This is a genomic window from Nitrososphaerota archaeon (assembly GCA_011605775.1).
Lineage (GTDB): Archaea > Thermoproteota > Nitrososphaeria > Nitrososphaerales > JAAOZN01 > JAAOZN01.
In genome coordinates, this window is sequence record JAAOZN010000017.1 from 1 (window position 1) to 20,394 (window position 20,394).

The 20,394-nt window shown below is 47.9% G+C and carries 17 protein-coding genes and 1 CRISPR repeat array; of the genes, 7 read left to right on the plus strand and 10 right to left on the minus strand.

From position 1 onward, the window contains the following. Window positions 1-202 precede the first annotated feature (202 nt). Together HA494_01395 and HA494_01400 are read left to right on the plus strand one after the other, a co-directional pair. Window positions 203-1,078, plus strand: coding sequence for a fumarate hydratase (locus HA494_01395; protein NHV96434.1), 876 nt, complete (start codon window positions 203-205; stop codon window positions 1,076-1,078). 6 nt (window positions 1,079-1,084) lie between these two features. Beyond that, entirely contained in the window at window positions 1,085-1,684 is a 600-nt protein-coding gene (locus HA494_01400) for a fumarate hydratase (protein NHV96435.1), read from the plus strand. Here HA494_01400 and HA494_01405 read toward each other — a convergent pair. The 4 genes from HA494_01405 to HA494_01420 form a co-directional block, all read right to left on the minus strand. Further along, on the minus strand, window positions 1,681-2,685 hold the full coding sequence (locus HA494_01405; GenBank protein ID NHV96436.1) for a sugar kinase: 1,005 nt from the start codon (window positions 2,683-2,685) through the stop codon (window positions 1,681-1,683). The genes HA494_01400 and HA494_01405 overlap by 4 nt on opposite strands. Window positions 2,686-2,707: 22 nt before the next feature. Then, on the minus strand, window positions 2,708-3,508 hold the full coding sequence (locus HA494_01410; protein ID NHV96437.1) for a 4Fe-4S binding protein: 801 nt from the start codon (window positions 3,506-3,508) through the stop codon (window positions 2,708-2,710). Then, window positions 3,505-4,149: a 4Fe-4S binding protein gene (locus HA494_01415; GenBank protein NHV96438.1), complete on the minus strand. Its 645-nt coding sequence runs from the start codon at window positions 4,147-4,149 to the stop codon at window positions 3,505-3,507. Before HA494_01415 ends, HA494_01410 begins: the two co-directional genes overlap by 4 nt. Window positions 4,150-4,215: 66 nt before the next feature. After that, entirely contained in the window at window positions 4,216-5,316 is a 1,101-nt protein-coding gene (locus tag HA494_01420; GenBank protein NHV96439.1) for a site-2 protease family protein, read from the minus strand. A 91-nt stretch (window positions 5,317-5,407) separates the two neighbouring features. On the opposite strand from HA494_01420, the gene rimI reads away from it, so the two are divergent. From rimI to HA494_01435, 3 genes are read left to right on the plus strand one after another with little or no spacing between them, the layout of a single operon-like run. Beyond that, window positions 5,408-5,926, plus strand: coding sequence for a ribosomal protein S18-alanine N-acetyltransferase (rimI, locus tag HA494_01425; GenBank protein NHV96440.1), 519 nt, complete (start codon window positions 5,408-5,410; stop codon window positions 5,924-5,926). A 1-nt stretch (window position 5,927) separates the two neighbouring features. After that, entirely contained in the window at window positions 5,928-7,571 is a 1,644-nt protein-coding gene (locus tag HA494_01430; protein NHV96441.1) for an ATP-dependent DNA ligase, read from the plus strand. A gap of 58 nt (window positions 7,572-7,629) precedes the next feature. Further along, a complete protein-coding gene (locus HA494_01435; GenBank protein NHV96442.1) occupies window positions 7,630-7,893 on the plus strand; it encodes a transcriptional regulator in 264 nt (87 codons plus the stop codon). Here the strand turns inward: HA494_01435 and HA494_01440 are convergent. The 3 genes from HA494_01440 to HA494_01450 are packed head-to-tail and all read right to left on the minus strand — an operon-like array spanning window position 7,890 to window position 11,225. Continuing rightward, on the minus strand, window positions 7,890-8,729 hold the full coding sequence (locus tag HA494_01440; GenBank protein NHV96443.1) for a class I SAM-dependent methyltransferase family protein: 840 nt from the start codon (window positions 8,727-8,729) through the stop codon (window positions 7,890-7,892). The two genes, HA494_01435 and HA494_01440, sit on opposite strands and share 4 nt — an antisense overlap. A 1-nt stretch (window position 8,730) precedes the next feature. After that, entirely contained in the window at window positions 8,731-10,530 is a 1,800-nt protein-coding gene (locus HA494_01445) for a ribosome biogenesis/translation initiation ATPase RLI (GenBank protein NHV96444.1), read from the minus strand. A 56-nt stretch (window positions 10,531-10,586) separates the two neighbouring features. Continuing rightward, window positions 10,587-11,225 carry a helix-turn-helix domain-containing protein gene (locus HA494_01450; protein NHV96445.1) on the minus strand — a complete coding sequence of 213 codons (639 nt, stop codon included), beginning with the start codon at window positions 11,223-11,225 and terminating at the stop codon, window positions 10,587-10,589. Window positions 11,226-11,448: 223 nt separating this feature from the next. Between HA494_01450 and HA494_01455 the strand changes: the two genes are divergently transcribed. Beyond that, window positions 11,449-11,964 carry an Hsp20/alpha crystallin family protein gene (locus HA494_01455; protein ID NHV96446.1) on the plus strand — a complete coding sequence of 172 codons (516 nt, stop codon included), beginning with the start codon at window positions 11,449-11,451 and terminating at the stop codon, window positions 11,962-11,964. A gap of 17 nt (window positions 11,965-11,981) precedes the next feature. After that, entirely contained in the window at window positions 11,982-14,147 is a 2,166-nt protein-coding gene (locus tag HA494_01460; protein NHV96447.1) for a CDC48 family AAA ATPase, read from the plus strand. Window positions 14,148-14,486: 339 nt separating this feature from the next. Here the strand turns inward: HA494_01460 and HA494_01465 are convergent, their stop codons facing one another. From HA494_01465 to gatD, 3 genes are all read right to left on the minus strand, one after another. Continuing rightward, a complete protein-coding gene (locus HA494_01465) occupies window positions 14,487-15,671 on the minus strand; it encodes an MFS transporter (protein NHV96448.1) in 1,185 nt (394 codons plus the stop codon). A gap of 107 nt (window positions 15,672-15,778) precedes the next feature. Beyond that, window positions 15,779-17,695 (minus strand): Glu-tRNA(Gln) amidotransferase subunit GatE, encoded by a 1,917-nt coding sequence (gene gatE / locus HA494_01470; protein NHV96449.1) that lies wholly within the window; start codon window positions 17,693-17,695, stop codon window positions 15,779-15,781. After that, window positions 17,689-19,023 carry a Glu-tRNA(Gln) amidotransferase subunit GatD gene (gene gatD, locus HA494_01475; protein ID NHV96450.1) on the minus strand — a complete coding sequence of 445 codons (1,335 nt, stop codon included), beginning with the start codon at window positions 19,021-19,023 and terminating at the stop codon, window positions 17,689-17,691. Before gatD ends, gatE begins: the two co-directional genes overlap by 7 nt. Before the next feature lie 219 nt (window positions 19,024-19,242). Continuing rightward, a CRISPR array of direct repeats spans window positions 19,243-20,328; the repeat unit is 24 nt; unit sequence GAATCTCACATAGAGAATTGAAAG. Window positions 20,329-20,394 lie beyond the last annotated feature (66 nt).

Below are 20,394 nucleotides of genomic sequence, written 5' to 3' on the forward strand. Positions count from 1 at the left end.
GTTCCACACAACTCCTTTAACAGCAAATACACCCAACTTCGGCTTCAGCGTATATGTTGCTGCACCTAAACTTAAGGTTAACTATCTCACCTCAACGAAGGGTCAAGGGGTGGAAGAAGCGTCAATAGCCGCCTCATATCGCCTGGTTTATTGAGTTGCGGAAGCTTTTATAGGAGTAGTGTAGATAGGAGTAGTGGTTAGCTTGATCAGTAAGGAGCTCGTGAAATCTACTGTAAAGGAGCTTTTGAGGATGGCTTCCGTGGAACTGCCTATTGACGTTAAGAAGGCTTTGAGGGATGCTTATGAGCGCGAGGTCGAAGATGTGCCTAAGATGCAGCTTAAAGCTATATTGGATAACATAGAGTTGGCTGAGAAGATGGGTACACCTATGTGTCAAGATACCGGGGTGCATATAGTGTATGTTAAGTTGGGTGATGTTGAGGTTGAGGGGCTGGAGGATGCGATAAAAGAGGGTGTTGCTGAAGCTACGGCAACTGTACCCCTTCGCCCTAACGCGGTCCACCCGCTTACTAGGAAGAATCCTGGCACAAACGTTGGTTTGAACATGCCATACGTTCACATCGAGAAGATAAAAGACAACTTCTTGGAGATCACGGTTATGCCTAAGGGTGCTGGCTCTGAGAACATGAGTGCTTTGGCTATGCTTACACCAGCGGCTGGTCTTAAAGGTGTTAAAGATTTTATTTTACAGACCGTGGTTAAGGCTGGTGGACAGCCTTGCCCACCTGGTATACTCGGTGTAGGGATAGGTGGGACGGCTGATGTGGCTATGAAGCTCGCTAAAGAAGCCCTACTTAGACCCCTTGGCTCAAGAAACCCCGATCCTGAGATCGCTAAGCTTGAAGAAGAGCTACTTGAAGCCCTTAACGGCTTGGGTATAGGTCCGATGGGGTTAGGTGGTAAGACTACTCTACTCGGTGTTAATATCGAAGTTGCCTACACTCATACAGCATCGTTGCCTGTTGCTGTGAACTATCAGTGTTGGGCTGCTAGGCGCGCCACAGCCAGAATCTACCCAGATGGTAGGGTGGAGTATATTTCACATAAGAAGAGGTGAGGAAAATTGGCTGAATATAAGCTGACCACACCGTTAGATGAGAAGACTGTTAGAGAGTTAACCGTTGGTGATGTGGTCTACCTCAGCGGCACAATATACACAGCAAGGGATGAAGCGCATATACACATTCTAGAGGATCTAAGAAGGGGGCGTGAGGTCAACATACCTTTAAAAGGCGCGGTAATATACCACTGCGGCCCCATACTTAAACGTGAAGATGGTGGTTGGAGGGTAATAGCTGCGGGTCCAACTACGAGCACAAGAATGAACCCACTTGAGCCAGAGTTTATCGAAAAGATGGGGATAAGGGGGATTATCGGTAAGGGAGGCATGTCTAAGCGTGTTTCCGAAGCGTTGGTGAAGCACGGCGCGGTCTACTTCTCATTCACAGGAGGAGCTGCGGTGCTCGCTGCCAACGGTATAAAAGCGGTCAAGGGCGTCTATTACGAGGAACTCGGCATGGCTGAGGCTGTCTGGGTGCTTGAGGTTAAGGAGTTCGGTCCGCTGATAGTAGGTATGGACGCTAAGGGTAATTCGCTGTATGAGAAGGTTGAGGTAGAGGTTGAGCGTAACGTCTTGAAGGTGAAGCAGAAGCTAGGCATCTAAGCGATCTGGTAGAGCCTATGCCTAGCATCTCTTAGATCAGCTGTTCTCTTAATGAGACCCTTGCTGAGCAGAAGCTTCAGAGCAAGCCGAGTAGTTCTAGGCGGGAGTAGGGTCTTCTCAGAGATCTCTCTTTGCCCGAGTGGTCCTTCGTATTCAAGCGTCTTTAAGACGAGCTTTGCGCTTGGCGGCATCTTAAGAAGCTCTTCAGCCAACTTAACCTTACGTCTGATCTTGCTCTCTGTGGTTGAGGCGCCTCTGAGCCTTATCATCTTGGCTGGCGCAGCAGCCTTCTTCGCTTTAATCCCGTTCTCCACCTTCACCCTCATTATACCGTCTAAGATCACTACACAATCATATCTGCTGTTTATCTCGTTGATTTCTATGGTTGAGGTGTCGTTTACTACAAGGGGTCTGCGTGTCACATCAACCGAGTTTACAGGCACAAGGAGGAAGACAGCAGCCTTCGGATGCACCATAGGTCCTCCGGCTGACATGGCGTAGGCTGTTGAGCCTGTGGGTGTTGCTAGTATAAGCCCGTCCCCGTAGTCTCGCCAGACGACTTCTCCATCGACTTTCAGTAGATACTCTATGAAGGATGCGCTTCTAGTTGGGAATAGAGCAGCTTCATTTAAAACTGGAGGTAGGGTTTTACCATCGACCAGAACCTCAAGCCTAGTCGCCTCCTCCACTAGATAATTTGATGAGGCGATATTTTTGAGCGCTTGGTTAAGGTTTGAGATGCCTACCTCGGTTAAGAAGCTCTCTCCATCTGCTTCACTTACACCCAACACTGGTATGCTCTCTAAGCCCATCTTCTGAAAGACCCTAAGAACATCACCGTCTCCTCCAACCACGAGAAGCATGTCGTAGGCTTTTATCTCTTCAGCTGTAGGTGTTTCTGTAATGCGGTAGCTAAGACTGGCTTGCTGAAGCGCTTCCGAAACTTCTTTTAATACAGAGCCCAGTCGTCTCCTAGGTATTACTAGTATCCGCATGCCCATCTTTACTACACCTTAGGTTTGATTAATGTGTTTTGTATAGACTTATCGTTATGACCCCATAGGGGCATTTGGAGTAGCAGACGAAACACTTGGTGCATTCAGCAAAACTCTTTTCTTCGCAAACCAGCAGACCCCAGGGACATATAATAGCGCAAGCAGCACATCTCCTACATTCATCTCGCTTAACACGTGGCTTTATTAGCGGGTTGAGCCTACTGATTAGAGTCAGCAGCCCGGCTACTGGGCAGATGTATTTGCAGAAGAAAAGCTTTTCGTATGTGTTAGCTGCCAACACACCACCAACTATAGCCATCTCTGCACCAGCAACGAAGCCTCCTGCTACGCTGCCTCTGCAGATTGTGCCGATTGGGCAGAAGCTGCACCATGCTGGTGTTTTGGTTGCCGCTGAAGCTAGCATAACGGCTGCTAAGGTGGAGAATTTTGCTTCTTTGCCCCAGAGCCTCCTATTCGTATTCGCTTTAGGTTTTCTTTCAACCAGCGGCTTGAACCGCACCTTTGCCATTACATGTTCCGTAAATTCTGTTAAGGTGCCTATTGGGCAGGCCCAAGAGCACCAAGCCCTACCTAGGAGTATCGTTACCCCTATGAGTATCGCCGCTGCGGCTAAAAACGTTATTAGAATCGTTTGAGGTATGCTTACTCTGCTTGCTACAATGATCTGTAAGGCGCCTAGTGGCTCAACTAACTGAATGTCTCCGACTATGAAGCTGCAGACCGCACCTACAACAAAGTAAACGAAGAACAGGAAGAAGATGATCTGTATGAGGTGCCGAACCCTCTGGATGAGCTTCTTAAGGTTCATCTCGCACCCCTTCTTTCCCTCAGCCGCCTCCCTTCTTCTAACTCCTCTGCACCTACTGGCCTGACTACAATAGCCTTAGATGGCACTGGGCAGATGTATTCGCACTGCTTACAACCGACGCAAAGCGCTTCGTTGACTTCTACGCCACCACTGCCTCTAATCTCCACAGCGTCGAAAACGCAGATGTCCACGCATCTGTAGCAGATGTTATAGCGCCAAGCTAAGCAGGTGCTTCTATCAACCCCAGCCACACCCATCCTCAAATCCTCAACGCTCGTTTTCCTCAAAGCTCCTGTGGGGCAAGCACTTATGCATCGGAAGCAGAGCTGGGCTGAAGGCCTTAACATCTTAAAGGCTCTGTTCTTGGACGGTGATGGGTCTACTAGATCTAGGTAGACGGCGCAATACCCCTTTAACTCCGGGGTGCCGAGTGTGGAGAGGTGAGTTTTATCAGGCTCTATTCCTTTAGTTGGGCACACATCAGCACACCTATTACACCTTATACATAGGGCTAGAAACTCTTCTTCACTTTCTACTCCGGGCGGTCTAACCTTCCTGCTCTGGCTTAGGTTAGTTAGAGTTAAGGTTGTTGTGAAGGCAAAGAGGCAGACTATGGACCAGAGAAAGGTTCGGCGATTCACGGCAGACAGAGACTCTTCTTAGGTTATATAATAGTGTTCTCTACAATAGTAGATCAGTGAAGGATGTTAGCGGAAAAAGAATGGGTTGCCTTGTATCGCAAATACGTAGATTAAGGCGGCTATAATCCACACGCAGATAAACATAATCTTCCTACTCTTAGATATAGGTGAAACATCGTCCAGAGGTCTCATCTCAGGGCTCCTCATAGAGAGTATGAGGATCAAGATAGCCATAAGCTGAAAGCCAGCCACAAAGAGCACAACGATGCTAGCGTATGTGAGAACTTTATGCAGCCTTGGGCTTAGAACAGCCCTCGCCACGTGCCCGCCATCGAGTTGCCAAGCTGGCATGAGATTTAGGAAGGTTATCAAGAAGCCTAATGATGAGGCGAATATTAGAGGCGACAGAATGAGACCTGTGCCTACTCTTTGCGGCGTGAGGTTGGAGAGTAGGAATTCTGTGAAGAGGTCGAGGTTGGATACTATCTGAATCTTACCAGCGGCAGCTTGCCTACTCAACTCCTCAAGCGGTACAGCGGCTGTTGTTAAGGCTCCACCTACAGCAACTAGTAGTGTAACCCCAAGCCCAGCTAACGGTCCTGAGATGCCTAGATCGAAGAGTGAGTCTCTGTTCGCTGGAGGTTCGCTCGATGTTATAACCGCACCTAATGTTGGGAGGGCTCCTGGTATGCCCGGTATGAAGTAGGGTGGTGATGATTGAACCCCATGTATGGCTGAAGCTAGTTTGTGCCCCATTTCGTGCACACCTATTATCCCCATTATCCCTACTGCATACAAGCCGATCATGAGCAGGAGGCTACCTGGGTAGCCTGAGGCTTTGAAGAAGCCGTCAGCTGTTACGGTGCCTAGCGTTGCTAAGAGCAGTATAAGATTTAACCTTGGACCCCTCGGCTTTATCGAAGGTCTTCTGAAGGCTATTAGGGTTAGATAGTCTCCGCTTCTTCTTAAAACTGCGAGGTAGCCTATCGGCTTAATCTCCCTAAGTAGCTTGAGGAAAGCCTCTTTGTTCCCCTTATCCTCCTCTACTTCGAATTCAACCGCGCCTTGCTCTCTAAGATAGTAGTTTCTGGTGCGGAATAGGGATCTGATCTTCCCCGCTACTAGCCTCTGCTCATCGTAGATGCTGCTTGACTGATCTTCGCCCAACTTCTGGGTATAGATTCGTTGATGGTGCTGTTAAATATTGTGGTTGCAGAGATGGGTTTATGTGTATGTTGATTGTAGGGTTTTATCTGCGATGCAGCCTATGCTTGCTCGTTGGGTAGGCGAGTATCTGATTAGACCTTGTAGTGAAGATGATATTCCTAGCGTGATATCTATAAACCTCGTCTCTTTACCTGAGCATTATGCCGATTACTTTTTTGAGGAGCTAAGGAGAGAGTCACCTGAAACATTTCTGGTAGCAGAGAAGAATGGGCACGTAGTCGGCTACGTAATGTGTAGGATCGAATACGGCTTCTCTAACCTAAAGAGGTTCAATCTGGTGAAGAAGGGGCATATAGTGTCAATAGCGGTCTTAGAGCCGCATAGAGGAAAGGGTATCGGGACCGCTTTGCTACAGGAAGCGATAAAGGCGATGGCGAAGAAGAAGTGCTCAGAAGCCTATCTTGAGGTGAGAATATCAAACGAGAGGGCTATCTCGCTTTATAAACGCCTAGGCTTCACAATAACCTCTAAGATCGAGTTCTACTACAGGGATGGAGAAGCAGCCTACGTCATGACCCTACCCTTAGATAAAGAAAGCATAGGAGAGTAAGTTGGAGGCAACCCTTTTAGAGTTCGCTGAAGTCTGCGAGAAGGTTAGAGCCACGTCTAGCAAGAAGCAGAAGATTAGCATAGTAGCCAACTACCTACGTGGACTTAGCAGAGTGGACCTACCCTTAGCCTGCAGACTTCTAACTAGCAGGGTCTTCCCACCTTGGGATGCTAGAGCCGTAAACATAAGCTACTCAACAATCTTAGATGTTCTGAAAGAGATTACGGGTGTTGATGAAAATAGGTTGAAAGCAACCTACCTCAAGTACGGCGACCTAGGCTCAGCGGCTGAAGAGCTGATGCAATATAAGAAGGTAACTACGCTTCTGCAAACCCCACTTACGCTCCAAAATGTGTATAGCGCATTGGATAGTGCTGCATCAAAGAAGGGTGAGGGTGCGGCTGAGCATAGAGAGAGGGTCTTAAAAGGTCTTCTTGCCCTCTGCAGCCCTCTGGAGGCGAAGTATCTGGTCAAGGTGTTGTGTGGTGAGATGAGGATTGGTTTAGATGAGGGGTTGCTTGAGGAGGCGCTTGCTGCAGCCTATGGGCGCAGCCTAAAGAAGGTTAGAGAAGCTGGGTTGGTCGTTGCTGATATCGGTGAGAACGCCTTAATTGCGTTAGACGGAGCCTTTGACTCGCTCAAACTTAAACTCTTCCACCCGACCAACTTTATGCTTGCTGAGGAGATGAGCTTTCCGCAAGAAGTTGCCGAATATTTTCGTTGCGAGCTTTATGCTGAGTATAAGTATGATGGTGTTAGGGCTCAGATACATAGCAGCGAAAGAGAAGTTCGCATCTTTTCACGCCGCCTCGAAGACATCACAAGCAGCTTCCCAGAACTTTTCATACCTGTTGGTAGAGAGGTTATATTGGATGGCGAGATAGTCCCCTATAAGGATGGGCTGCTGCCTTTCCAGAAGCTGCAGCAGAGGCTACACCGCAAAACGATTACACAAGACGTGTTAAACGAGACACCAGTCGTATACTTTGCCTTCGACATACTTTACTACAGTGGCGAGACGTGCATCAACAAACCTCTAAGGGAGAGGAGAGCCATACTTGAAGCGCTCGATCTGAAGCCACCCTTCTACTACGCTAACCAGACGAGGGTTAGAACTGAGGCTGAGATAAAGGAGGCTTTCGAGTCAAGCCTTAAGCTCGGTTATGAGGGGCTGATGATCAAGCGTCCAGACTCAGAATACACGCCGGGGAAGAGGGGGAAGAAGTGGGTTAAACTCAAGAGGGAGCTCGCTACGCTCGATGTGGTTATCGTTGCTGCTGAGTACGGGCACGGTAAGAGGGCTGGTGTGCTTTCAGACTACACCTTTGCGGTCAAGTCCAAGGATGGGCTTAAGGTTATAGGTAAGGCTTACAGCGGCTTAACAGACGAAGAGATATTGGATATTACCGAGAGGCTGAACAAACTCACAGTCAAGGATCTGGGGCACATGAAGATTGTAGAGCCGAAGATCGTCTTAGAGGTTGCTTTCAACAACATACAGCGAAGCAGCAGACACAACAGCGGCTACGCGCTGCGATTCCCGAGAATCAAGAGGATAAGGTGGGATAAGAATGTCGAAGAGATCGATACGCTAGATAGAGTTAAGGAAATCTACGAGCGGCAAACACGAAAAATAACGGTCTGATGGTTGGTGAGAGGAAAATATATATAGTGAGTGCCTTAGTGCATCTATTTGATCGCGGTTGGATAAGGATAAGTTGATCGGAGTTTTACTAGTTATAGCTGGGATCGTGGGTATAGTGATCTACGGGCTCTTGCTTTGGAACTACACTGTAATAGTCTTAGCTATAACAGCTTTCGTAGGCGTAGCAGCCATATTAGGTATAGTAGCTTGGATAGGTTGGACGATGGCTACAACCCCTCCTCCACCACCAATTGAAGCTGAAGCTTCCAGCGAAGAAAAGCCTTCAGAGGAGAGTAAAGCGGGCGAAGCTAAAAGCAGCTAATATACTCTGAGATCTAACACGACTTGAGCCAACCTAGGGCCTACATCCCTTACCACACCAGCATACTCCACGTCGAACCTAAACTCTGCTTTACCTCTAACGTGCTCAACCGCCTTCTGCAGAGGGTCTTCACCTTTCTCGTAGAAGACGTGCTCATAATAATGTATGGTGCCACTACCCTCCTTTAGTGCTTGGTAGGCTTCGGGTAGGTAGGTTAGAGCTTTTTCCGGTAGGGGCATAATCACTCTATTGGCGATCCGCTGCAGCCTATTCTTGATTATTTCAGCTGCGTCGCCTAGCAGTGGGATAACTTTATGCTCAACTTTATTCAACTTTATGTTTTCTTGCATATATCGGTAGGCTTCGGGGTTGTTATCTATGGAGTAGACCTTGACATCCTTAACCTTCTTCGCTATAAGAATCGAATATGGGCCTACACCAGCAAACATGTTTACGACGACTTCACCTTCTTTAACCAGCTTGGCTACCCTAAGCCTTTCGGCAGACAATCTAGGCGTAAAGTAGGCTGTGCTCAGATTCACTTTGTAGAGGCAGCCGTGCTCTTTGTGTATAGTTTCGAACCTAGGTTCACCAGCGACGACCTCAAGCCCCCTAAGCCTATATTCACCTTCTACTGGTGTAGTTTGGAGAAGGACGGTGCGCAGATTCTTTAACGAAGACAGCAGAGCCTCAGCAATCATATGCTTCTTAGGTAGAAGGGCTTCCGGCACTTTGATAACCGCTATATCTCCTACCACATCAAAGCCTGCGTAAAGCGCCTTCAGCTCGCTCGGTGTAAGCTTATCCTTCAGCGCCTCTTTTAAGAGCCTACCCAAGCTACTCAGCAGCACCTCTACTCACATAGTAGTAGGAGCCCAGAGACTTCTGAAGCCTATCGAGCTTACTCCCCGGCTTATTTACCCTAGGTCTTCCAGACTCCACATCTCTACGATAGGTTATGCCGAGGCTCTTAAGGAAGAGGTTCATACCATCCTCCTTCGAGAGAGCGGGTGAAACCCTACCCTCTACACCGGGGTTTCCTGTAAATATGAGAAGCCTATCTGATACGATATCTATGAGCTGGATATCGTGGTCTACTATGAGTGCTGATTTACCCTCTGCTTTAACGAATCTGTTTATCGCCTTGGCTAAAACGAATCTATCCTCTACATCTATGAAAGCTGAGGGCTCGTCGAGTGCATAGATATCGGCATCCTGTAAGAGGCAGGCTGCTATCGCTACTTTCTGCAGCTCCCCACCGCTGAGATCTCTAACCTGTTTATCGAGCAGCTTATGTATGCCGAGCGGGGTTATTATCTGGCTCTGATATAGCCCAGATTTCATCTTCTCGTTTGAAACCTTATCTAACAGCGTCTTCACATCACCATCTACATCGGAGTTCAGATACTGAGGTTTGTATGAAATCTTCGCCGCTATCATAAGGCTGCCTTCATCAGGCTGCTCTACACCAGCCATCATCTTAAGGAAGGTCGATTTACCTAAGGCGTTAGCACCCAGTATTCCGATGACTTCGCCCTTCTTGATTTCACCCTTATCTACTGTAAGTGTGAAGCCGGGGTACTTCTTCACCATCTTCGTGTAGCTCGCTATAGGGTACTGCGCACCAACTTCATCTATAGGTGCTGTTACATCGAATCTGATCGGTCGGTCTCTAAATCTAATATTCTCTTCAGGTATGTAGCCATCCAACATTATATTGATGCCTGTTCTCGATGACTGAACTTTAGATACAATACCATAAACCCCTGGCTCACCGTAGAGGATGTGTATGTAGTCGCTTAGGTAGTCTAGTATGGTGAGGTCGTGCTCAGCCACTACAACCGCCCTCCCCTCTGAGGCGAGGCTTCTAATCACCTCTGCTACAGCCATCCGCTGGTAGACATCATTGTATGAAGAAGGCTCATCGAAGAAGTAGACCTCCGCATCTTTAGATGCTGCTACAGCGACAGCAAGCCTCTGGCACTCTCCCCCGCTCAACTCAGAGATAGATTTGTCTAATGCATCCTTTAGGTTAAGTGACTCAACGAGTGTATCAGCGACACCTCTCTCATTATACGCTTTAATGAGCTCTCTGCCAGTCCCCTTCCACAGCTTCGAGAGCAGATATACGGCTTGAGGCTTAACAGAGACCCTTAAGCTCTTAGAGGCGATCTTTTCGAAGTACTCCTTCAGCTCCGTGCCCTTGAATGCTTCGATGATCTTATCCCAGTCTGGTGGTGAGTCGTAGAACCCTAGGTTTGGTTTTAGTGTGCCTGAAAGTATCTTTATGGTTGTGCTCTTCCCCACACCGTTTTTACCCACCAGCCCCACTACAGCACCCTTCCTTGGTGTTGGTAGCCTAAATAGCCGATAACCATTAACACCAAACTGGTGAATCTTCTGCTGCTTCTTCAGCTGCTCGGCGAGGTTCACTATCGTTATAGCTTTAAAGGGGCACTTCTTAACACATATCCCGCACCCTGTGCAGAGCTCCTCGCTTATGACAGCCTTACCCTTATCATCCAAGACTATACATTTAGCTCCGCCTTTGTTGACTGGGCAGAACTTTATACACACAAGCCCACACTTCTTGGAGTAGCAGTTGTCAAGGTCAACTGCAGCAACCCTATGAACCATCGAGAGACACCTTGAGATTGGCTAGATACGAGGTATCTGGCTATACCATACCCTCTCTATGTAAATGTATCGCGCTTAGATTCTTCGTGCAGATAGCGCTCTTTAAACTTTTTCATAAGTTCAAAGATCTCTTCGTTAGAGCGGTTCAACGCCTTAGCAACCTCTTCTGCAGTCTTTTGCGGATCCCTACTCTCTAAGACCCCCATGATCAAGTTATCTATGATTGTAAGCCCTCTCTTACTTAGAATGTTCTGTTTTAGGTTATGTAGCTCGATCAACCTCTTGTAGAGGCGATGCTCCCTATTCTTCAGATCCCTCAGCCGCCGCTTGAGCAGATAGATTTCATCGTCCACTTCACGGAGCGCCTCCGCAAAATTCTTCGCCTCAAACTCGAAGCCCAACTCATCACTATGAGAAATCTTAGCCACATAGATTGACATAGAGTCTAGGCTCCTATCTGAATACACGTAGGCGTCAACAAACTTAGTTAAACAGATCATCTGCTTACCAAACCCCTCCAACTCTACACTCTTCACCAACCCATACCGCTCAAGAACCTTAAGATGCTTCATCACTGCCTGCGGCGTAACATCTAGCAGTGAAGCCAGCTCCTGCATAGTATGCGGTCTAGACGCTAGCAGATTCAATATCTTAAGCCTAGTAGGTGAGCAGGCTACCTTGACCACACTACTCAACCGAGGTCAGACTTACATACTAGGTGGTGACTTATAAAAGATGATAGCTGCCCATTCTAAAGAATGAGACAAGTATTCGATTCTTGCATTATCTGAAATCTGTTCACTGCTCTTAAAGATTTGCAACCAGCAATCTTTAGAATATTCAGCATCTTTTTACAACTTATTTCAAGAAACTAGCCAAGCAATGTTTATATTCCTGTTAACCAATAGTTATTAACTGGTGGTTAAAATGTTCGAGGATAGAAGAAGGTTTAGAGACATACTCGATGAAATAGACAAGATAATGGCTGAGATGGAGCGGGAGATCGAAGACTCCATCAGAAACTTCCTTAAATTCGAGGGAGAGCACTTCAACAAACCATTCATCTACGGCTTCTCCATGACCCTAAACCCCGAAGGTGAACCTATCTTCAGAACCTTCGGTAACCTCAAGCCAGGTCTACAAGGCTACAGAGAACCGGTCAGCGACCAGATCCTAGACGAGCAGCGAGGTGAACTGAAGCTTGTCGTTGAGTTGCCAGGAGTTGAAAAGGGCGACATAAACATACAAGCCTTAGAGGATTCCGTCACTCTCTCTGCTGAGCGTGGAGACCGCAAGTATAAGGCGGAGATACCTCTTAGGGCTAAGGTTGACCCGACTAAGGCTAAGGCGAACTTCCAGAACGGTGTGCTGGAGGTCAGCTTCCCGCTTAAGGAGAAGACTAATAAAGGGTTCTACAAGATTAACATAGAGTAGATAATGGTGTGTCAAAGATGAGCCAAACGGTCACTTTAAAGGTGCTTGAGGCTTACACTAGGGACGTAGGCAGAGGCGTAGCGAGAATCGACTACGACGCAATGGATGCTACGGACGCTTCAACTGGAGACATCATTGAGATCAAGGGTAGGCGAAGAACGGTAGCAAAGTGTTTACCACTCTATCCCTCAGATGAAGGAAGGGGGATCATAAGAATAGACGGTTTGATCAGAAACAATGCTGGTGTAGCTATAGGCGATACGGTTACGATCAGAAAGATAAAGGCTGTGCCAGCCGATAAGGTTGTAGTCGCACCCCTAGAAGCCATACCACCAATAGATGAGAGGTATCTTGCAGACGCTCTAGAGAGCGTACCAGTAACCAAGGGCGATAATGTAATGATCCCCTACTTCGGCGGCAGACTCACCTTCCAAGTCATCAGCACAAGCCCGGCTGCAGACGCTGTGCTCATCACGCAGAGAACCACCTTTGTAATTTCTGAGAAGGGCGAAGCACTTCGCGGCGTCCCACAAGTCTCCTATGAGGACATAGGTGGCTTGAAAGAGGAGATTCAGAAGGTTAGGGAGATGATAGAGCTCCCACTTAGACACCCGGAGATATTTGAGAAGCTGGGTGTTGAGGCGCCTAAAGGTGTACTGCTCTACGGCCCCCCGGGTACGGGTAAGACGCTTCTCGCTAAGGCTGTGGCTAACGAAAGCAACGCTCACTTCATAAGCATAAGCGGCCCCGAGATCATGAGCAAGTTTTACGGCGAATCTGAGGCGAGGTTAAGGGAGATCTTCAAGGAGGCCAAGGAGAAAGCGCCTAGCATAATCTTCATAGACGAAATAGACTCCATCGCACCCAAGCGAGAAGAGGTTACTGGAGAGGTTGAGAGGCGTGTCGTAAGCCAACTCCTATCCTTAATGGATGGGTTGGAGGCAAGAGGCAAGGTCATAGTTATCGCCGCTACAAACAGACCTAACGCAATAGATCCAGCGCTTCGTAGACCAGGCAGATTTGACCGTGAAATAGAGATCAAGGTACCTGACAAGAAGGGTAGGCTTGAGATCCTCCAGATACACACCAGACATATGCCTCTCGCACCAGACGTCGATCTTGAGAAACTAGCCTCAGTAACACACGGGTTTGTGGGCGCCGACTTGGAGTATCTGTGTAAGGAGGCTGCTATGAAGACGCTTAGGAGGGTCCTACCATCTCTAAAGCTTGATGAGGAGAAGGTCCCGCCAGAGGTCCTCAATAACCTAGTAGTTACGATGGAGGACTTCGAGAACGCACTGAAGGATGTTACACCATCAGCCATGAGAGAAGTCTACCTTGAAACACCAGATGTGAGGTGGGAGGATATCGGCGGGCTTGAATCGGTTAAGAGGGAGCTTATGGAGGCCGTAGAGTGGCCTCTCAAGTACCCTGAGTTGTATAAGAAGCTCGGCTACGATATGCCTAAAGGCATACTCCTCTACGGCCCCTCGGGCACAGGTAAGACGATGCTCGCCAAGGCTGTAGCCACCGAGAGTGAGGCGAACTTCATAAGCGTAAGAGGACCTGAGCTGCTCTCTAAGTGGGTTGGAGAGTCTGAGAGGGGTGTCAGAGAAGTCTTCAGAAGGGCTAGGCAGGCTGCGCCTTGCATCATCTTCTTTGATGAGATAGACGCTATAGCACCTGTCAGAGGGCTTGGCGGCGACAGCATGGTTACTGAGCGTGTCGTAAGTCAACTCCTAACTGAGCTGGATGGTATTCAGCCGCTCTCTGGTGTGGTTGTGCTTGCCGCAACAAACAGAATCGACATGGTTGATCCGGCTCTGCTTAGGGCTAGGCGCTTCGATAAGCTGCTGTATGTGCCTCTACCAGACAGGGCGGCTAGACTTCAGATACTACAGATACATACCAGAGGTAAGCCGCTTAAAGACGACGTTGACTTAGGTAAGCTGGCTGACTTGACCGAGGGCTTCAGCGGCGCTGATCTCGCAGCTTTGGTCAACACCGCTGTTTCGCTGGTGCTGCAGGAGTTCGTGAGCAAGTATAAGACGCCTGAAGAGGTTCAGAAGCACGCCGACGAAGCCGTAGTCTCCTACAGACACTTTGAGGAAGCGATAAAGAAGGTCAAGGCATCGAAGGAAGGTAAGCCTGTAGAGAAGGTCACTGTACCTTACTACAGGTAGCTCACCCCCTTAACTTTTTACGCTCATATATGGTTGGTAGTAGGTCATTTTCCTCTCATTTAACGTGCTGGTCTCCCGTTAACTACTCCTATCCAGATATGAGCGACTTTTTAATATTTTAGCGTCTTTTGTTTATCGGCTATCTCTTTTTTGTGATCTGGATCTTCGAAAAGAATCATCTGCGGGTTTATCATCAAAGAGCTTCTGCTTACTGTACATCATCCGAAGCAATTCTTAAAGCGATTCATAGAGTGGAGACAGGGAGTTCAACGAGTTTTGTAAAGAGCAGAGAAGCCCGCCTTCAGAACAAGAATAGGGAAAAATAAGAAGGGTTCATCTCTAAAGCGAGGCCTTGAAAGACGCATAAGACAAAATGAAAGCCGAACCAGCTGCGATGAATGCATATGTGAAGCCAAAGGTTTGAGCTATGTATGGGCCTAAGTAGGCTCCTGAGGCGCTGCCTAAACCCACGAATGCGTCGAATAGACCAGCCATCCCAGCCGGGATAAGCTCCATCGATAGAGAGAGGGCGCAGACGTGATACACTGCGTATGCGAAACCCATTAAAGCTAAAATCAAAGCAAATGGGAAAGCTGCTTGGAAGCTTGTAGCAAATATGGCTAAGAGGAAGGCTAAAGCGCTTCTTAATAGGATGACTTTTTGCAGGCGCATTTTCTCCTCATGTAGTCTAAGCCTTTTGCCCATCAAGAAATAACCTACTACTCCTGCACCTGAGTTTAAAACGTAAAGGGTGTAGACCATACCTGTGGCTAGACCCAGGTTTTGAGAGAAGAATATCGGTAACGGTGTAAAGAGCGTGCTTGTTGCAAATGTAAAGAATACGAGACCGCTGCAGAAAAAAGCGAGGCTTTCTTTCGCTAGTTTTTCAGAAGCTAGGAATCCGTCAAAAAGTTTTGAGGCTATCGTTATGCCCCTGAAAGCGAAGTCTATGCTCTTTTTTATGCGTACTAATCTACGTTCAAAGATCAGCAATGGATCGGAAAGCAGAAAGAGGGACGAGAGGAACGCTAAAAGGTTTAAGCCGCTGCATATCAGCAGTGTTATTGTTGAAGCGAAGCCGAAAAAAGAGACAAAAACTCCTGTAACCAGCCCTATAAGCCAGCCTACTTCAGTGAATCCTTCATATGAGGCGAACGATTTCTCCCATTCTTCACGCGGATAGAACTCCGCTATCAACACGTTTTTAGGTGGTTCGTGTGCGACGTGAAAAACAGCCATAACCACATAAAGAGTTATGAGCAGACCTATATCTTCCGTAAACGTGAAGAAGTATAATAACGCTGAAGAAGTAAGAAACGAGATTAAAATATAACGCTTATATCTCCTTGTTTTATCACAAAGGTAGCCCCAGAGGAAAGATGCTGGAATGGTTGAGAGGGTAGCGACAGACGCCATCAACCCTACATCAAGCAGAGAGCCGCCGATGCTAACTATGTACAGCGGAAGAAATATTGAAAGCAACCCAAAAGCCATTTCGTGGAAGAAGAAGCCTAGCTGCCACATGTTCTAGAACCACCATAATATCCCTAGCTAGGCATAAGTTGGCAACTTAAGGTTTATGTATCTTTGCTGACTTCTAGCCACGTTTCATGCTTCATTTATTCAGGTGGTTAACGTACTCCAGTATCCTCTTCTACCACACGCTTAACCTCTTCTTGCAGAAGTAGGCTGAGCTTCTTTCCATCTACCCGACCCCTTAGCTCACGCATCAACTCACCCATGAGGGCGCTGAAGGCGCCTTGTCCCTTAGATTTTATGAGCTGTCTGTTTCGCTCTACCAACTCTACTACCTTCCTCTTAACCTCCTCTTCTGAGAGAGGTGTTAAGCCTAGTTGTTCAGCAGCCTCCTTCGGGCTCTTTGCTTCCCCTCTTAGGATCTTCTCTAAGATGGCGGGCACACCCTCCTTTGATATCCTGCCTTCGTCCACGAGCTTGAAGACTTCTTTTAGTGTGGTGTTTGAGAGCATCTCTACTTTTAGCCCTAGGCGTGACAGGTTGACTAACGTTTCAGTCAAGGTTGCGGCTACATAGCTCGGTTGGACGCTGGTCTCCCTCACCACTTCCTCGAATAGCGTTAGGTATTCTGAGTCGCAGATCTGGGCTGCTAGCTTCTCACTCAAACTATATTTTGCTGAGTACTCTTTGACCACCTCATCCCAAGGCTTCGGTATGAGGGTACGCAGCCGCTCTATCCTCTCTTCTGATATTGGTAGGGGTGGTATGTCTGTTTCAGGATACATCCTCGCCGGACCGGGTCTTGGGCGTATGAATCTCGTAGTCCCTTCTGGTGTTGGGCCTCGTGTTTCAGGCGGCACACCCTTTACGGCAGCTCTCGCCCTCTCAGCAACGGCTCCTACAGCATCCTCTAGCACGCTTCTATCCCCGGCTATTAGTATGAAAGCGTCTTCATCACCTATCTTAAGCGCTTCTCTCACCTCGGCTACCTCCTCTTCCGATATGCCGTATGCTGGTAGCTCATCTGAGTGGAAGATTCCTCCTATGCCGTAGAATCTGACAAGATCAGCGAACTCTCTACCCAATCTTATGTTCTGGTACTCTTCGAGCTTGAGCAGCCCCTTAAAGCCACGTAGGGCTAAACCTACTACTGCGCCTCCAGCATCTAAGACCTTCTTTATGATCTTACTTGAGGTCTGCTTGAACACACCGTTGAGCTCCTTCACCTCGCCTACAGCGTCTTCAACACTTACACCCCTGCTTCTGAGCACTTCAGCGACCTTCATTAGGAAGTGCTGCCGCTTGGCTTCGAAGTCGACGATCTTGGAGATTAGGTCTAGGTTCTGGACGCCCTTGACTTCTACAATAGCTCCTCCTTTGATGGAGATGTTGATGTCCTGCCTTATTGTGCCGAGCCCCCTCATAACTTTGCCTGTGGAGCGCATAAGCCTACCCAGCGTGTAGGCTACTTCTTGAACCTCCTCCGGCGAGGCTGTGAAAGGCGCTAACGCTACTTCGACCAGAGGTATACAGAGCCTATCTAAGCCGTAGCTACGCACACCCTCAGCCTCTCCTAGGAGCCTAGCGGCATCCTCCTCTAGGCATATGGTTTGGACAGATATGTTACCTATTCGTGTTTTGAGCATACCTCCTAGGGCTACGATGGCGGTCCTCTGGAAGCCCGTGGTGTTGGAGCCATCTATCACGATCTTCCTCATAACGTGCAGCTCATCTACTGGTGTTGAGTTCAGCGCTAAGGCGATTAAGAGGGCGGTGTTAACGGCCTCTTCATTTATTGGGTGGGGCGGCTCTTCATCAGCCTCTACTAGGCAGGCGGAGTGCTCGCCAACATAGTATTTGAATGGCTTCTTCTTTTTGAATTCGAAGATGGCTGCTGGATCTATTTCGCCGAGCTCGCTTTGTGATGGTCTTAGCCTCCTCTGGAACCTTGGTGTTTGATTCTCTTCATCTATCGGCTTGCATCTGCAGAAGAGTTTTGTCGATGTGGCTAGCTGCTGGTGGATCTCTAAGCCTACGAGCAGCCCTATCTCCTTATAGAAGTCGCTCAAAATCCTCTCTGCTCCTCCACGTGTAGGCGTTGGGTGAATTCGCCTACGAGGTCTGTTAGCATAAGCTTCTTCGCCTCCTCTAGCGTATCTGTATTACCAAGGACCCACATCATCTTGACCAAAGCGACTTCTGGGAATAGTGTGTCTAGGGGGAGCACGCCCATGTTGAGTAGGTCTCTTCCTGTGTCGTAGACGGTCATTCTTACCCTACCCCATATGCACTGGGAGCTCATACCGACCAAGACCCCTTTATCGACAGCCCTTTTGATTGGGTTGTAGCAGTAGTGCCCTACGTGTCCCAGCCCAGTCCCCTCTAATACTAAGCCTCTAAAGCCCTTGTCCACAAGATAGTCTATTATTGTTGGGTCGAAGTTTGGGTGGAACTTTAGTAGAGCGACTCGCTCCTCAAACCTAGCAGCTGGTTTGAAGTCGTGTTGAGGTGCTCTTCTGGGTGGTAGGTTGGGGTCTATCTGCTGAATAACGCCATCCTTAACGTATGCTACGGGCTTCCTGTTTATCGACTGGAAGGCATCTCTTCTACTTGTGTGGTTCTTCCTAACAGAGGCGCCGTGGTGAATAGCGATCACATCGTCGCTCAAGCCGGCGTGCATAGCCACATAGACACCTGAGAAGGGTGCTTTTGAGGCGACGAGGGTCGCAGCCAGAAGGTTTGTAGCAGCGTCTGAAGAGGGTCTGTCTGAGGAGCGCTGGGCACCGACTAAGACTACTGGTATAGGCACACCTTTTAGGGCGAATGATAGCGCTGCAGCCGTGTAGCCCATAGTGTCTGTTCCGTGTGTTACTACTACTCCGCTGTACCCTTTTTGAAGGGAGGTGTGTATGTGCTCCGCTATCTTGCACCAGTGCTCTGCTCTCAGGTTTTCGCTGAATATGCTGAAGAGAACCTCGGCATCGACTTGAGCCACCTCAGATATCTCTGGGACTGAGGCGTGGAGGTCTTCTGCTGTTAGGGCTGGGTGTACGGCTCCGGTTCGGTAGTCTATTCTGCTCGCTATTGTGCCTCCTGTGCCTAAGATCAGCACCTTCGGTAGGTTTGTGTTAAGTTTAGGTGGTGGGGGTGGTGTGTACTTCGGCTTCTCCCCCTCGGCGAGCTTCACTATACTACGAATCTTCTTGACTGAGATACCGATATTATAGCCGTTCTTCAGCTTGATTACTATGTGGAGAGGATCAGCCAGCTCATACCTAGGCATCAGATAACCTTCAAAAGAAGCATCAGAGGTCTCAACCTTAATCAAGTCTCCTACAGAGAGACCAGCTTCCTCTAGCAGAGCTAGAGCCTCACCCCTGTAACCCGCAAGCCCACTCATAGCCTTCTGGTAGCTGGTGACCTGAAGATAAGAGTTTTCAACTCGCCAAGTAGTCGATTAAAAGAGCAGAAGAACCCATAAGCGATATCGATGGTGATGAGGTGTGGATCTGCTACCCCTTTATATAGTGTGGTGCAAGTTGGGGGGTAGCGGTGCATCCCCGTTTAGAAAGGCTTAAATCACCCCTTAAACCTATAAAAGGGGCGAGGAAAGGGGTCGGAATCTCACATAGAGAATTGAAAGTATACGTTATGTTTGCTGAGCAATATCACTTCATACCACCGAATCTCACATAGAGAATTGAAAGGTTATAGCCTTCAGCGTTAAGCTTTTTGATTAGCTCTAGAATCTCACATAGAGAATTGAAAGATTAGATCAACCAAATATTGGTAGTCTCTCGAAATGTCTATGAATCTCACATAGAGAATTGAAAGAAGAGGTCTATCAAAGCCGCGGTCTGGTTGCTTGTGAAGTAGAATCTCACATAGAGAATTGAAAGAACTATTTCGCTTGGGAATATCTCGTCTAAGTTGAGGAATCTCACATAGAGAATTGAAAGAGTTTAAAACATATTGAACATAGGGGTGCTTTAAACGAATCTCACATAGAGAATTGAAAGGAACCACACTTTTTACAGAAAAGAGTTGTGCGGCTCAGAGGAATCTCACATAGAGAATTGAAAGTATTCGTCTAGGAGCTGCAGCCTCCTTTTGAGCAGTATGGGAATCTCACATAGAGAATTGAAAGCCGCTCATTTTTCACCCGCCTCAAAAATTTTAGACTGGGGGAATCTCACATAGAGAATTGAAAGGGACGATCTGCGGGTTCTGTGGATTAGGTAGTATGTGGAATCTCACATAGAGAATTGAAAGGGAATGTCGGCAACTAATCTATGGTTGTTTAGCGATAGGGAATCTCACATAGAGAATTGAAAGTCCTTTAACCGCGAGGTTTACACGCAAGTGAACCCGAATCTCACATAGAGAATTGAAAGGAGCTGGTCTGGAGGTTTAGCTTTCTTAGGAGGCAGAGAATCTCACATAGAGAATTGAAAGACGATGAAGAGGATGCAGAAAGCTTCCTAAAAGGCGAGGAATCTCACATAGAGAATTGAAAGCAGATAAGTTTGGCGGCGTGGTGCTTTGGGAGTCTGGGGGAATCTCACATAGAGAATTGAAAGTTTACTACCGTTCCACACTTCGGGCATCTCCAGCCCTCAGAATCTCACATAGAGAATTGAAAGAGTCATCAAGTAGGGTGAGCCGCTTCTCCTAATCACTTGAATCTCGTATAGAGGATTGAAAGGCTGGTTTGAAATAAAGGATGGGGGTTATCGTGGGGCTGCGGCTTAGCGGCTTTATTCTATTAGGA